The organism is Lentzea sp. NPDC092896 (assembly GCF_044754905.1).
GTDB lineage: Bacteria > Actinomycetota > Actinomycetes > Mycobacteriales > Pseudonocardiaceae > Lentzea.
In genome coordinates this window covers 1473953-1489276 of sequence record NZ_JBIVPX010000001.1, presented here as the reverse complement: position 1 = coordinate 1489276, position 15324 = coordinate 1473953, and the positions used below count along the sequence as shown (strand labels likewise).

Sequence of the window (15324 nt, the reverse complement as noted above, 5' to 3'; positions counted from 1 at the left end):
CTTCCACCGTCCACTTGCCACCGTCCTGAGCTCATCCGATGCTCCCCTGGTCGCCGGTCAGCCGGGCGGCCACTTCCTCGTCCGACAGCGTGGAGACCATGGCGAGCACCTCGCGGAGATCCGCCTTGGACGCCTGTTGCACCCGGCGTTCCCGGACCCGTTCGGCGAGACGCTCCACCGTGGGGTCGGCCGTGAGCAGGTCCGCCAGTGGCAGCTCGACCCGCAGGGCCACCCTGATCCGGCTGACCACCCTGGTGGCGAGCAGCGAATGCCCGCCGAGCTCGAAGAAGCTGTCGCGAACTCCGATCCGGGACACACCGAGAACCTCCGCCCAGATCTCGGCCAGCCGCCCCTCCAGGGCATCTCGCGGCTCGACGTACGGCGTCTCGGCACTGCGTTCCACGGTGACCGGCGGCAACGCGGCCCGGTCGACTTTTCCGTTGGGGGACAACGGAATCGCGTCCAACCAGGCGAACACGGCCGGGATCATGTGCTTCGGCAGCTTCTCGCCGAGCGCCGCGCGGAGCCGCTCGCCGTCGGGCTGTTCGGACTTCGCCACGAGATACGCCGCGAGGAACCGGTCACCGTAGCGGTCGGGCACCGCGACGACGACGGCGTCGGCCACGCCCTCGCACTCCCGCAGCGCCACCTCCACCTCGCCCGGCTCCACCCGCTGGCCACGCAGCTTCACCTGGAAGTCGTTGCGCCCCCAGAACTCCAGCAGGCCGCCGTCGGTCCACCGCACGCGATCGCCCGTCGCGTACAGCCTCTCGCCGTCTCCGAACGGACTCGGGACGAAGCGCGCGGCGGTCAGATCCGGCCGGCCCGCGTAGCCCAGTCCCACCTGGCCGCCGCCGACGAACAACTCGCCCACCACGCCCTCCGGCACCGGCGACAACCGCCGGTCCAGCACGAACAGGGTGACGCCCTGGAGCGGGCGTCCCAGCGGCACGCGCGCGCCGAGAGCTTCGCTGACCTCGTGCATGGTCACGTCGACCACGGCCTCCGCCGGCCCGTAGGTGTTCAGCAGTCGCACGCCGGGATAGGTGCGGAGGAAGTCGCCGGCCAGCGTGATGGTCAGCTCCTCGCCGCCGGCCACCACCTGCCGCAGCGCCGGATGCCCGCCGGGGTGCTCGTGCTCCAGGAACGACCGCAACATCGACGGCACGAAGTTGCACATGGTCACACCGTGCCGGTCGAAAACGCCGTGCAGGTAAGCCGGATCGCGGTGCCCTCCCGGCTCGGCCAGCACCATCCGCGCCCCGTGCAGCAGCGGCCACACCAGCTCGGGAACCGAGTCGTCGAAACCGATCGGCGTCTTCATCACCAGGACGTGGCCCGCGTCCAGCCCGAGCCGTTGCCGGAACGCGTTCAGCCGGTTCACCAGCCCGCCGTGGGTGTTGGTGGCACCCTTCGGTTTTCCCGTCGAGCCGGACGTGAACAGCACGTACGCCGGGTCGCGCGGACCGATCGCCGTGCCGGGCGGGGAGGTGGGCCCGGCGGCGACCTGCTCGCGGACCGCCGGGTCGTCCAGGCACACCGAACCGGTGTCCGGCGGCACCATCGCCCGCAACGCCCGGGAGGTCAGCACGATCACCGGGCGCGCCTCGGCGATCATTCCCGCCAGCCGCTCCGCGGGGCTGTCCGGATCGAGGGGCACGTACACGCCCCCGGCCTTCCAGATGCCCCACAACCCCACCACGAGGTCCTGCCCGCGCTCCAGGCAGACGCCCACCGGGGAGCCTCGCCCGACGCCCTGGCGGCCCAGCCACCGGGCGAGCTGGTTCGCGCGCAGCTCCACGTCTGCGAACGACAGCTGATCGCCGCCGTCCTCGACCACGGCGATCCCGTCCCCCCACCGGTCCACGACCGATTCGAACCAGCTCACCGCCGAGTCGAACCCGGTCCACAGTGGACCTCCGTCGCCCAGCGAGACGGTGCGGGACAACGTGGTGGCGGACATGACCGGCAACCGGGACACGTGCTGCCCGGCGTCGGAGGTTCCGTTGCGCAGGATCTCCACGAACCCTGATCCGAGCCCGGTCGCGGTCAGCTCGCCGAGCACGTCCGTGGAGTACTCCAGCACACCGGTCAGCTCACCACCGGTCGTCGGTGCCAGCTCGATGCCCACGTCGAACTGCGCCGTCGCCGTGTGCAGCTGTGAGACCCGGCCCGCTCCGGCCACCTGCGGAAGCTCTTCGCGGAGCACGAACAGGTTGCGCACGATCGACAGCCGGTCGGAGAAGTCCTTGTCGAACGGCAGGTCCTGGTGCGTGTACGCGGCCAGGCACGTCTCGCGAACCCGGCCGAGCAGCTCGCGGAACGTCGGTTCGCCGCCCAGATCCACGCGCAACGGCACGGTGTTGGCGAAGAAGCCGACCACTCCGGACAGTTCGGGGCGCGACCGGCCCGCGGTGACCGTGCCGATGACCACGTCCGTCTGGTCCGCCCACCGCGACAACACCACAGTCCAGGCCGCGGCGAGCACCATGAACGGGGTCACCTGCTCGGCGGCGGCCAGCCGCCGCACCTTCGCCACCAGCTCGGCGGGAACCGTGACGGGCTCGGCCTTTCCGGCGAAGGAACGGGCGGCACCCGCGGGCACGTCGGCCGGAAGCTCCAGGGGAACAGCCGCGGAGAGTCGTTCCCGCCAGTGCTCCGCCATCGCGTCGTCGACCACCTGATCTCGTTGCCAGGCGGCGAAGTCCACGTAACGGACCGGCAGCTCCGGCAGCAGACCGCCCGTGGTCAGCGTGTTCAGCTCCCGGGCCAGTACGCCGATCGACTCTCCGTCCGCGACCGTGTGGTGCACGCACAACGCGAGCACCCATCGCCCGGAAGTGCTGACATGGAACAACGTCGTGCGCAGCAACGGGGGTACGGCGAGGTCGAACCGCTGTTCCGCGAACCGCGAGCACGCCTCCTCGAGAGCCGTCTCGTCGTGCACGTGCCGGACAGCCAGGTCGAAGTCGACCTCACCGTGGACGACTTGTTCGACACGACCATCGGACGTCAGGCGGAATCCGGTGCGCAAGGCGTCGTGCCGGGCCACGAGTGCGCGGAGCGCCGTGCGCAGGGTTTCGACGTCCGGCTCGCGGTCCCAGTCGACCCGGCCGGCGATGTGGTACGCGGCTCCCGCTCCGATCTGGTCGAGCAGCCACAGGCGCTCCTGCCCGAACGACGCCGGCGCCGCCGCACCGTCGGCGAGCCGTGGAATCCGGTGGTTCTCGCGAGTGCCCCTGGACACGGAGGCCACCGCGGCCGGAGTCGCCTCGCTCAGCAGCCATTCCAGCTCGACATCGGTGTCGTGCTCGGACATCAGCGTGGCACGCAGCCGGACGGCGCGCAGGGAGTCGAGCCCCTGCCCGACGAGCGGCCGATCGAGGTGCAGCGCCGCACCATCGCGCTGGAGAGCGTCAGCGACGAGCCGCAAGATCGGGTCTTCGAGGCCGGCCGTGCGTTCGCTGGCAGGAGCGATCGGTTCGGCTGCGAGAACCTGCAGCGTCCCGGCGAGGTACCGCTCCCTGCACTCGGTCCGGCGCACCTTCCCGCTGGACGTCCTGGGCACCGCGCCCGGCCGCACCAGCACCACGTCGGACAGCTCCAGCAGGTGGTCCCTGGTGACGGCCTCGCGCACCGCGCGGATCACCTCGGCCACCTCGGCCGGCTGGTCGTGGGCGAATCCCCTGGCGACCTCGTGCACCAGCACGACCCGTTCGGTCTCGCCGTCGTCGACGGCGAACGCGGCGGCCCTTCCGGCGGCCAGGCCCTGGCCGGCGCTCGCCGCGGAGAGCTCGATGTCGGCCGGGTAGTGGTTGGCGCCGCGGATCACGATCAGCTCCTTGAGCCGTCCGGTCACGAACAGCTCACCGTCCCGCCGGAACCCGAGATCCCCGGTGCGCAGCCAGTCGCGGTCCACACCGGACAGTCGCGCGTGGAAGACGCGCCGGGTCTCGTCCTCGTTCGCCCAATAGCCCGCGCCCACCGTGGGGCCGCTGACCCAGACCTCGCCGACCTCACCCGGCAGGCACTCCCCGCCGGTGGCGGAGTCCACCACGACGACGAGGTCCGCGCCCCTGGCGGTGCCGCAGCCCACCAGCGTCGCCCCGGACTCGGCCGGCACGGCCTTGCCCCTGGCCAGCTCCGCGCGGTCCACCGTGAGCTCCGCCGGCAGCGCCGACGAGGCGGCACCGGTCACGAACAACGTGGCTTCCGCGAGGCCGTAGCAGGGCAGGAACGCCTCCGCGCGAAACCCTGCCGGACCGAACCGTTCGGCGAACGCGTGCAACGTCTGGGCGCGCACCGGTTCCGCGCCGACGAGAGCCTGCCGCCACCGGCTCAGGTCGAGCCCTGCCAGTTCCTCGTCGCTCACCCGGCGCACACATTCCGCGTACGCGAAGTCCGGCGCGGCACTCGCGGTCCCGCCGAACTCGCTGATCGCGCGCAGCCACCGGACGGGGTGGTGTAGGAAGGCCAGCGGGGACATCAGCAGGCCGGGGAATCCGCTGTAGAGCGGTTGCAGGATCCCGCCGATCAGGCCCATGTCGTGGTAGGGCGGCAACCAGCTGACGCCGCGGGCGTCCTCGTCCGGTTCGAGCACGTCGGCGATCACGGCCGAGTTGTGCAGCAGGTTGCCGTGGCTCAGCAGTACGCCTTTCGGCGTCGCCGTGGATCCGGAGGTGTACTGGAGGAAGGCGATGGAGTCCGGCCTCAGCGAAGGCCTCGACCAGTCCGCATCCGTCGCGGTGGGCACCAGCCAGCGCAGGGAACGGTCCGTGATGCGCGCCCGCACCGCGGGCAGGCTCGCCTCGTCGGTCATGGCGACGCTCGCATCGCAGTCCGCTGCCACGGCGAGAACCCGCGCGACTCCGGCGCGGGTGGTCGGCGGGTAGACCGGAACGGCGACGACTCCGGCGTACAGACAGCCGAAGAAGGCGGTGACGTAGCCGGCACCGGGCGGGTACAGCAGCATCACCCGGTCGCCCGGTTTCACCCCGGTGGACTGCAACTGGGCCGCGACACCGCGCGCGGCGGCATCCAGTTCGCGATAGGTCAGCGCCAGCTCGCCGCCGTCGCCGTCCGCGAACACGTAGCCGACCGCGTCCGGTCGCCCGGTCGCCCGCGCGATCAACAGTTCGACGAGATCAGCGGCGTCACTGCGTCCCATGCTCACTCCTGTCCGCATCCGCCAGGAACCGCGCGCGGTCCAGCTTGGGAATGGATCTCGCGGGCCGGGCGGGCGTCGCCTTCTCCACCAGCCCGGCCACGTTCGCGACCGTGCCCGCCTCGAAGAAGTCCACCAGCTCGAGTTCGACGTGGCAGACCGCGTGGATCCGGTGCAGGATCCGCACGGCGAGCAGCGAATGCCCGCCGAGGTCGAAGAAGTCGTCGTGCACACCGAACTCCTGGGCCTCCAGCAGTTCCGCCCAGATCTGGGCGATCACGCGCTCGGCCTCGGTCCGTGCGGGAACCTTGTCCGGTCGCGGCTCGACCCGTTCGGCGGCCACCTGCCGTGGTTCGACCGGAGGCGCGACGAACTCCAGTGCCCCCGACACGGTCCGCCGGGCTCGGATCCCGGTGGCGTACAACCGAGTGCCCGATCCGGACGGGTCCGGCACGAAGGACTCCGCCGTGCGGCCGGGGTTGCCCGCGAACCCGGCGCCTGCCTCGGATCCGCTGACGAACAGCTGCCCGACCACGCCCACGGGCACCTCGGCGAACGACCGGTCCAGCAGGTGCGCACGACCGGCGTCGAACTCCTCCGACCCGGCGAGCGGCAGTCTCCACACAGGACACTCGGCGTCGGCCGTCCCGGCGCGCAACACTTCGAGCAACGACGCCGCCAGCAGCCGCGCCGAGGACTCCGTCAGCACCTCCGCGGCGAACTCCACGAACCCGGTCAGTCCGCCGTCCGCCGCGGGCGACAGCTCGATCTCCAGCTCGAACTTGGCGGTACCGGTGTGCACCGGCAGCACCTCCATGCTGATCCCGGGCAGCTGGGCCGTGGCCGGCGGGGTGTTGTGCAGCACCAGCAGGTGCCGGACGATCGGCGAGCGGCCGAGCGCGTCCCGGTCCGGCCTGACCACCTTGACCAGCTGGTCGAACGGCAGGTCCTGATGCGCGTACGCGTCGAGGCACGTCCTGCGCACGTGGCCGAGCAACTCGCGGAAGGTCAGGGGAGCGCGCACGTCCACCCGCAGTGCCAGGGTGTTCACGAAGAATCCGACGAGCCCTTCGAGCTCGGTCCTCGTCCGCGCGGCGACAGCGGTCCCCCACACCACGTCCGCGCGATCCGCCCACCGCGACAGCACCACCGCCCACGCCGCTGCCAGGACCATGTACAGCGTGGCGCCTTCGGCCTCGCCGAGCCGCCGCATGCCGTCGACGAGGTCCGCCGGCACCGTCAGCGGCACGTCTCCGCCCGAGAACGGTCGTCCGGGGCCAGGCACACCGTCGGACGGCAGCGCGAACGGCCGCACACCGGCGAGTTGCTCGCGCCAGTACTCGATCTGACCGGCGAACGCGTCGCCCGAGACGCGATCGCGGTGCCACGAGGCGAAGTCCGCGTAGCGAATCGGCAGCGGCCGCAACGCCGGTCGCCCTCCGGCGTGCAGCGCGCCGTACACGACGGCGAACTCCTCCGTGAGAATCCCGAGTGACCAGCCGTCCACCACGATGTGGTGCACGCACAGCACCAGGTACCACTCGGCCGGGCCGACTTGGAACAGCATGGTGCGCAACAGACTTGGCCCTGCCAGGTCGAACGGCCGGCCGCAGGCGAGTCCGATCTCGTTCCAGAGCTCGTCCTCGGTGACACGGCGGACCGGCACCTCGACCTCGACGGACTCCTGCGGGTGCACGACCTGAACGACGCCGCCGTCGGCATCGATCTCCAGCCCCGTGCGCAGCACCTCGTGCCTGCCGACCAGAAAGCGGGCCGTGTCGCGCAGAACGGCCAGGTCGACCTCGCCGCGCATCCTGAGCGCGCCGGCCACGACGTAGAGCGTGCTGCCGGGATTCATCTTCTCGAAGAAGAAAAGCCGTTCCTGGGCATGAGATGCCGGGCTGCGGGTCTCCCCTGCCGGTCGGCGCGGGATCGGCGCGGGCGTGGCGCCGACACCCGCCGCGTCCAGTCGCCGCTGGAGCAACCGGAGCTGGTCCGCCGAAAGTGAAGTCACGTGATCACGCTTGCCCTGCCGGGCACCGCCAACAAGTCGGTGAGTCCCCCGACAGTGCGCGTCCTCATCGCTCGCCGAACGAGTCGCCGACCACGCGCAGCACCTGTGCCGCGGAGCTCAGGAGGTACATGTGCTCGCCGGGCAGCTCCCTCGACGTGAACCCGCGGCTCGTCGCCTTCGCCCACTCGCAGGCGAGCTCGGCGGGGACCAGCGCGTCGTGCGTCCCCCGGATCGCGGTGATCGGAGCCGCCAGCGGGATGTCCGTGCTGGGCCGGTAGTTCTCGTGCATCTCCACGTCCGCCCGCAACGTCGGCAGCACCATCCGGCGCACCTCCGGGTCGGCCAGTGCGCCGTCCCGGTGCCCGGCGAGCTCGGCGACCCGGTCGACGAACTCCTCGTCGGGCAGGCCGGTGGCCCGCCGCGCGCGTTGCGTCCACGGCCCCGGTGAGCCGCTGACGACCAGGCTCACCACCTCGGCCTGGGTCGTGTCCGCCAGCAGGTGGGCCAGTTCGTACGCGAGGACGGCGCCCAGGCTGTGACCGAAGAGCGCGACCGGGCCGCTTTCCCCGATCTCCGCCAGGATCTCCGGCAGCACGCCGCGGGCCGCCAGGTGGACGTCCCGGTACGGCTCCTCCCGGATCCGCCGCTCGCGACCGGGCAACCGCACCGGAACGATCTCCAGGCCGGCCGGGGCCACCGAACGCCACGACCGGAAGAACGCGCTGCCGCTACCCGCGAAAGGCACGCACACCAACGGAATACCGCTCATCAAGCCCTCGTCCCGTTCTGCATCTCGCTGCGTGCCTCCTCGTCGGACAACGCACTCACTTCCAGCACGAGCTCGGCGATCGTGTCGACGTCGACGCCTTCGGTGGCACCGAGTTGCCCCATGTAGGCAGCGAGCGCGCGCACCGTCCGCGCCGCAAGGAAACCCGGAATGTCCAGCTTGATGCGGAACAGTTCCCTGATCCTCGACACCGCCTGGGTGGCCAGCAGGGAATGACCTCCCAGCTCGAAGAAGTCGTCCGCCGCGCCGACCCGCGGCACCGCGAGCAGCCCGGACCACAGCTCGGCGAGCACCTGCTCCAACGGCCCGGCGGGCGGCGTGTACGTGCTCTGCGAGCTGCTCGCCCCCGGCTCCGGCAGCGCCGCGCGGTTGAGCTTTCCGCTGGGCAGCAGGGGAAGCCTGTCCAGCACGACGTAGGCCGACGGCACCATGTGGTCCGGCAGGCGCTCGGCGAGGTAGGAGCGCAACTCGTGCGCCGACGGATGATCATCCGTGCGCGGTGTCACGTAGGCCGCCAGCCTGCGCTCGCCGACCGAGTCGGTGTAGGCCAGCACCACCGGCTCGTTCACGCCGGGGTGACCCGAGAGCGCGTTCTCGATCTCCCCCAGCTCGATCCGGAAACCCCGGATCTTCACCTGGAGGTCGAGCCGGCCGAGGAAGTCGAGGTCCCCGCCTGCGAGGAACCGGGCGTGGTCCCCGGTGGCGTACATGCGGCCGCCCGGCTCGGGGCTGAACGGGTCCGGCACGAACCGCTCGGCGGTCAGCCCGGGACGCCGCCAGTAACCGCGGCCGGGACCTGCTCCCCCGATGAACAGCTCCCCCGCCACGCCGACCGGGGCCGGCACGCCGTGCTGGTCGAGAACGTAGAGCCGGTGGTTGGGCAGCGGTTTGCCCCACGGCACCCCGGCGGGACTGCGCCCGGTCACCGGGTGGGACGTGCTGCAGTAGGAAACCTCGGTCATGCCCGCGAGGTTGAGCAGGCGCACACCGGGTACGAGTTCGGCCAGCCGGCCGGGCAGGGCCGGCGGCATCCGGTCGCCGCCGAGACCGACCACCCGCAACGCGACACCGGCCATGCCCTGCCGCCCGTACGTGTGGTTCACCAGCATGTCGAGCAACGCCGGGGCCGAACTCCACGCGGTCACCCGCTGGCGCCGCAACAACTCCAGCAGCTGCTCCGGGTCGGTGGTCTCGATGTCGCCGGGCACGACGATCGTGGCGCCCGCGGCCAGCGTGCCGAAGACCTCGTAAACGGACATGTCGTAGTTGAGAGAGGAGATCGCCAGCATCCGGTCCGCGGGTTCCAGCTCGTAGGCCCCGTTCACGCCGTGCAGCGTGTTGGCGACCCGCCCGTGTTCGTTGGCCGAACCCTTGGGACGGCCGGTGGAGCCGGAGGTGTAGATGACGTAGGCGAGATTCGCCTCCGTGACAACGGCTTCTGGGCGTTCCTTCGGGCACTCGGCGAGGCGGGCGGCCTCCGTGTCGAGGCACACCAGCCGAGGACCGGGGACGTCGTCGCTCACCCTCATGCGGTCCTCGTCGGCCACCGAGGAGTGGGTCAGCACGAGTGCCGCCCCGGCGTCCTCCGCCATGTAACCGACCCGCTGGCGGGGATACGCCGGATCGAGGGGCACGTATCCCGCGCCGGCCTTCAGGATGCCGAGCACCGCGATGATCATCAGCTCCGAGCGCGGCAGCGAGACGCCGACCAGCTGCTCCGGCCCGACCCCCTCGCCGCGCAGGAACCAGGCGAGCTGGTTCGCTCGTTCGTCCACTTCGCGATAGGTCAGCGTCCGCTCGCCGAAGACCACCGACGCGGCGTCGGGCGCGAGGTCGGCCTGCCGTTCGAAAAGGCCGTGCAGCGTGCCCGCGGTCGTCGCCGGGGTCGCTGAGCCACCACCGCTGAACTCGGCCACCACGCGGGTGCGCTCGGACTCGGTGGCCATGGGCAACCGCGAGATCCGGGTGTCCGGCTCGCGCAGCCCGGCGTCCAGCAGCAGGCTGAACGCCGTCATCATCCGCCGCACCGTGTCCGCCTCGAACAGGTCCAGGCTGAACTCGGCGCGACCGGCGATGCCACCGTTCGCGTCCGGCACGAGGTCGAGGGAGAGGTCGAACTTGGTCGACTCCGTGTGCAGGTCCAGCACCTCCACCCGGACTCCGGGCAGCTCGAGTGCGGACATCGGCACGTTCCGCAGCACCAGCAGGGTCTGCACCAGCGGGACGGTGCCCGCCGACCGCTCGGCGACCGTCTCGGCGACCATCCTCTCGAACGGCAGGTCCTGGTTGGCGTAGGCGGCAAGGCAGTTCGCGCGCGCCGCCCGGACCAGCTCGCGGAAGGTCGGATCCCCCGAGGTGTCCATGCGCAGCGGGAGGGTGTTCACGAAGAACCCGACCAGTGGCTCGACGTCCACGTGCACGCGGTTGGCGATCGGCGAGCCGATGATCATCTCCGGCTGGCCGCTCCACCGCCGCAGCAGCAGGGCGTACGCGGCGAGCAGCACCATGTACTGCGTCGCTTCCTCGGCGTCGGCCAGCTGCTCGACAGCGCGGACGGTGCCCGCGTCCAGGTCGAGGGGAACCGACGCGCCGAGTGAGGTCCGCACGGCCGGACGAGGCTTGTCCGCGGGCAGTTCCAGCACGGGCGCACCCTCGAGGTGCTCACGCCAGTACGCCAGCTGACCGTTGTCCGGCCGGCCTCGCTGCCAGACCGCGAAGTCCGCGTACTGCACGGCCAGTTCCGGCAACGGCGACGGCTCGCCGGCCACGTACGCCTGGTACAGCGTCGTCAGCTCGTGCTGAAGGACACCGAGCGACCACCCGTCCGAAACGATGTGATGCATGCTCAGCAGCAGAACGTGTTCGTCGTCGGCGATCCGCAGCACACCGGCCCGGATCAGCGGGCCTCGCGCGAGGTCGAACGGCAGGCGGACCTCCTGCTGGTAGCGCTCGCGCACCTCGGCTTCCGCTGCCTCCCTGGACAGGGTGCCCAGGTGCACCAGCGGAATGGTCAACGGCTCAGCGGGAAGCACCACCTGGCCGGGCAGGCCGTCCTTCTCGGTGAACGTCGTCCGCAGCACCTCGTGCCGCCGCACGATCTCGTCGAGCGACCGGCGCAGCGCGCCGACGTCCAGCCGGCCGGTGAACCGCACCGCCGCCGGCACGACGTACGCGACCGATCCCGGATCGGCCTGGTCCAGATACCACAGCCGTTCCTGGGCGAACGAGCACGGCAACGGATCACCTGTCCGCGCCGCGCGGGGAATGGCCGCCGCGGCCGCGGCCCTGCGTGCCAGCTCCGCGCCCACCAGCATCCGCTTCTCCGGCGTCAGGCCACGCAGAACCTCTTCCAGGTCGATGTCCTCTGCGTCGTACTCGCCCACCACGTCAGCCATTCACGCAGAATCGGGTGCGCGCGGCCGTGCTGGGAAGACGGGGATTCTCCCGACTCCCGGTGTCAGATCGACGCGACGACCGCGGCCATTCGGTCCACTGTGGCCAGTTGGTCCGCGAGCAGCGCCGCCCTGCGGCCGGTCAGTCCGCGGCCCGCGGTGGCGGGGTCGTCGCGGCCGGTGGCGACGATGATGCGGACGGCGGACCAGTGGTGGGCGATCCGGTCGACCTCGCGGGCGAGCTTGAGCAGCCCGGGCTCGCCGAGACGGCGACCGGCCGCGGCCAGGTAGTCGCCGTGCAGACCGGTCACGGCGAGCGCGACACCGGCCACGACGAACACCTCGTCCACGACCGACGTGTCACCGTCGGCGAGACGGGCGGCCGCCTCGCGCAGGAAGCGTTCCAGGCCGGGAAGACCGCGGTGGTCGGACGAGCCGTCGGCCACACCTTCGAATCCGGTCAGGTTCGCCGTCATGATCTCGCGGAGGTGGTCGCGGGACGCGGGGCCGGTGGGGCCCTTCACGGTCACGTCCAGCCAGCGGTTGCCGATGGGGTTGGCGGTGAAGAACATGTCGCGGCTGTGCCGGATCGGGTTGGCCGAGTCACGGGCCGCGGTCAGCGCCTCGATCGGGATCTCGCCCCGGAACCGGGGCGGCACCGGGTCGCACACCGACACCGTGCCGCGGGCCTCGTCGAACCCGTACACCACCAGCAGATGGTTGGTGTGCACGTCCTGGTAGGCCGGGCGGAACGGCAGGAAGTAGTTGTCCGCCGCCACGGCGACGGGTGTGCCCTCCAGCAACCGCGCCCGGACCTCCTCCCAGCCCTGTTCGGGCGAAGACGGCGTGTGCCACGTGGAGGCGACTTCGTGGTACGGCGCGAGGCTCGCGAACAACGATCCCTGCCAGCAGGGGAAGTAGTACTCCTCGCGACGCATGTCGCCGCCGCGGTAGTCGAAACCCCATGCCGCGCCGAGCAGGTCCAGCGGGTCCGCGCCGTGGAAGCCGAGCATCACCCCCGCGGTGGCGTGCAGGCAGTGACCGAGGTCGTGACGCCAGTGCGAGACGCCGGGGAGCGAGACTTTCATCGAGCCGCCTGCAGGGTGAGAGCGAACACGTGCAACGCCGGGTTGTCCGGCAGGACGAGCGCGACGACGTCCGAAGGGATCGTCAGCGGGACGCGTTGCGCCCAAATGCTGGGTGACATCGTCCGTTGCACGTGCCGGGGATAGTGCATCTGCCGGCAGCGGAACGCGAGCACCTCGCCGAACCGGGGCTCGGTCTGCGGCCAGAAGTCGGACATCCGAAGCCACTGCCCGCGCACCGAACCGTCCGCGTAGCAGACCTCCAGCAGGTCCTCGGTCCGGCGTTCGGCGGCGCCGAGCACGTGCACCCAGTCCCAGCTGCCCGGCGGGATCTCGACGCGCTGGCCGCGGCAACGGACGTTGTCCACGCCGGCGACCGGGAACAGGAACGGCACCTCGCCGACGACCGCCGTGCCGCCGGCAGGCGGGAGCTCGTCCGCGGGAAAGGTGTTGCCCCAGATGTTGAAACCGCCGCCGCCGAGACCGTCCGCATCGGTCAGCCCGGTGTTGTTCAGGTGCGGCGCGAGGGAGATCGGCCGCATCACGTCAGCGCTGTCCCCACCAGACGGACGCCCGGCAGCACCGGCAGTTCCACGGCGAGCAGCTCGCCGCGCCGGGGCACCCCGATCCTGGCGATCGGCGTGCCGGGCAGCGCGCGCAGGAACTCCGGATCGACGGCGTCGCGGTAGTGCAGCCACACAGTCGCTTCCACGACCGCGTCCGACAGGTCGAGGTGGATCCAGTCGTAACGACCTGGCACGACCTCGAGGAGCCTGCCGTCCAGCGGGAGGTCGCACGGGCTGAACGTGAGCTGTGCGGTCGTCATGCCGGATTGACGTCGACGAGGAGCATGTCCCGCACGGTGCGCCCACCGGCCGGGTCCAGGATCGAGATCGGCGACGCCTCGTGCCAGACGGCCGTGTCGTCGACCAGCACGGACTCGAGCGGATCCCGCAGGGTGAAGCGGACGTCCGGCAGGCCGTCGCGGTAGATCGCCGACTCACCGCCCGCGCTGTTCTCCCGGCGCACCAGGTGCATGCCGACGAACGAGTGCCCGTCGCGATGCCGTCCCTCGGGTGTGGGCAGTCCCGGTTCGCCCGCCACGGCCACGATCCGGATCATGTGCAGCCCCACCGTCCATTCCGGACCGGGTCGTACCTGCGCGGCGAGTGAGAGGTCGGTCGTGATGAGCTCGCGCAGGCAGGGGTCGTCGAGGAACGCCGGCTCGATCGGGGAGAAGAGGCGATCGTTCGACCGCCACATCGGGATGCCGTCCTGGCGGAACGTCTTGTGCGGCAACGGTGTCAGCTCGAAGCCCGCACCGGAGGGCACGGCGGCCAGCCTGCCGTACCGGCGGTACCGGTAGCTGCCGCCGTCGACCAGCGCGCCGTCGAGGACGAGGTCCTCCCACCCGGCGCGGAAGTCCCGGAACGCGGCGCCGCCGGTGTCGACCGCGAAGTCCTGGCCGGACAGCCGGGCGAAGCCGTCGCCGGCCAGGCCCGCGACGAGGTCCGCCGTGGCGAGCCCGGATGTGCGAACGTTCTCGGGCACTGGCCCTCCTTGGTGGTCGGCCCGGATCCGGGCGCGGTGGGACTCCCCGGACACTGCTGCGGAAGGTGCCGCGAACGTCACAGCGACGGCACCTCCACCGCCGCCAGAACATCCGCGCGCAGCTGCGCGAGCATCGCCCTGGGGTTGTCGCGGGGGAAGAAATGACCGCCGTCGAAGACGTGGACACGCGCGTCTCCCTCGGTCTCCGCCAGCCACGCGTCCGCTTCCTCGTCACCCACCAGCGGATCCGCCGCACCCCGGTACACCCGCAACGGGCATCGCAACGGTCGCAACGGTTCCGGCTCGAAGGTGTTGGCCAGCGTGAGGTCCGCGCGGAGGACCGGCAGGAAGTACTCCAGGAACAGCGGGTCGAGCGGGGCCTGGCCGGGAAGGCCCTCGGAGCGGGTGATCAGCTCGCGCAGGCCTTCGTCCGTGGTCTCGCTGCGCCATCTCGGAGAACGCAGCCGAGTGGGCGCCGCGGCGGCTGCCACGATCAGGCCCTGCGGCGGTCGTGGCAGCCTGCGGCAGAGCTCCCAGCCGACGAGACCGCCCATGCTGTGGCCGAACACCACGAGCGGCAGGTCGTCGAGCCCGGCCGTCTCGGTGACCAGGGCCGACACCAGCGAGGCCATGTCCGTCACCAGAGGCTGCAGGCTCCGGCTGCCGCGACCGGGCAGCTCGACCGCGACGACCCCGACGTCGGGTCCCAGGCTCGTGGGCCACCGCTGGTAGAGCTGCGCGGACCCGCCACCGGGCGGTAAGCACAACAACCTCGCCTTTGCCCGCCCCGGTGGCGAGAAATACCGCAGCCATTCCGTCACGGATCGAGATTCACCCGGTCCGGGTACCTCGACAAGTCGGTGACGTTCCCGACAGGGTGCTGCCGCCGGTCACGGCACTAGAACTCGAACTCGCCCGGCGCGAGGCTGCGGGCCAGGCAGAACTCGTTGCCCTCCGGGTCTGCCAGCACGACCCAGGACCGGCCGCCGCCCTGTCCCACGTCCACTTTGGACGCACCGAGCGCGAGCAGCCGGTCCAGTTCGGTCCCCTGGTCGCTGTCGATCGGGGTGATCTCGAAGTGGATCCGGTTCTTGGTGCCGCCCTTGGCTTCCGGCACGCGGACGAACGCGAGGCCGGCCACGGCGGGACCACCACGCAGCTCGGCGAGACGTTCCTCGTCCGACGCCTCCGGATCGGGCCCGATCTCGACCACCTCACCGTTCTTGTCCTCGTAGAGGACGTATCCCAGGACGCCGCACCAGAAATCGGCCAGCCGCCGCGGGTCCGCGCTGTCGATGGTCGTCCATTCCAACCTGCTCGTCATGCACAAA

General features: G+C 71.2%; 10 protein-coding genes. All 10 read right to left on the bottom strand.

Annotated elements, in window-relative coordinates:
• Positions 1-31 precede the first annotated feature (31 nt).
• On the bottom strand, positions 32-5167 hold the full coding sequence (locus tag ACIQF0_RS06585; RefSeq protein WP_401025264.1) for an amino acid adenylation domain-containing protein: 5136 nt from the start codon (positions 5165-5167) through the stop codon (positions 32-34).
• Positions 5154-7178 carry a condensation domain-containing protein gene (locus ACIQF0_RS06580; protein ID WP_401025261.1) on the bottom strand — a complete coding sequence of 675 codons (2025 nt, stop codon included), beginning with the start codon at positions 7176-7178 and terminating at the stop codon, positions 5154-5156. Before ACIQF0_RS06580 ends, ACIQF0_RS06585 begins: the two co-directional genes overlap by 14 nt.
• Before the next feature lie 64 nt (positions 7179-7242).
• Positions 7243-7947 (bottom strand): thioesterase II family protein, encoded by a 705-nt coding sequence (locus tag ACIQF0_RS06575; protein ID WP_401025259.1) that lies wholly within the window; start codon positions 7945-7947, stop codon positions 7243-7245.
• Positions 7947-11360, bottom strand: a complete 3414-nt coding sequence (locus ACIQF0_RS06570; protein ID WP_401025256.1) for an amino acid adenylation domain-containing protein — start codon at positions 11358-11360, stop codon at positions 7947-7949. Before ACIQF0_RS06570 ends, ACIQF0_RS06575 begins: the two co-directional genes overlap by 1 nt.
• Before the next feature lie 62 nt (positions 11361-11422).
• Positions 11423-12445, bottom strand: a complete 1023-nt coding sequence (locus ACIQF0_RS06565; protein ID WP_401025254.1) for a BtrH N-terminal domain-containing protein — start codon at positions 12443-12445, stop codon at positions 11423-11425.
• Entirely contained in the window at positions 12442-12984 is a 543-nt protein-coding gene (locus tag ACIQF0_RS06560) for a hypothetical protein (protein ID WP_401025251.1), read from the bottom strand. The genes ACIQF0_RS06565 and ACIQF0_RS06560 overlap by 4 nt, the downstream gene beginning before the upstream one ends.
• Positions 12984-13268, bottom strand: coding sequence for a hypothetical protein (locus ACIQF0_RS06555; RefSeq protein ID WP_401025249.1), 285 nt, complete (start codon positions 13266-13268; stop codon positions 12984-12986). The genes ACIQF0_RS06560 and ACIQF0_RS06555 overlap by 1 nt, the downstream gene beginning before the upstream one ends.
• Entirely contained in the window at positions 13265-13993 is a 729-nt protein-coding gene (locus ACIQF0_RS06550; protein WP_401025246.1) for a 2OG-Fe dioxygenase family protein, read from the bottom strand. Before ACIQF0_RS06550 ends, ACIQF0_RS06555 begins: the two co-directional genes overlap by 4 nt.
• A gap of 77 nt (positions 13994-14070) precedes the next feature.
• A complete protein-coding gene (locus ACIQF0_RS06545) occupies positions 14071-14814 on the bottom strand; it encodes a thioesterase II family protein (protein ID WP_401025243.1) in 744 nt (247 codons plus the stop codon).
• A gap of 77 nt (positions 14815-14891) precedes the next feature.
• A complete protein-coding gene (locus ACIQF0_RS06540) occupies positions 14892-15317 on the bottom strand; it encodes a VOC family protein (protein ID WP_401025240.1) in 426 nt (141 codons plus the stop codon).
• Positions 15318-15324 lie beyond the last annotated feature (7 nt).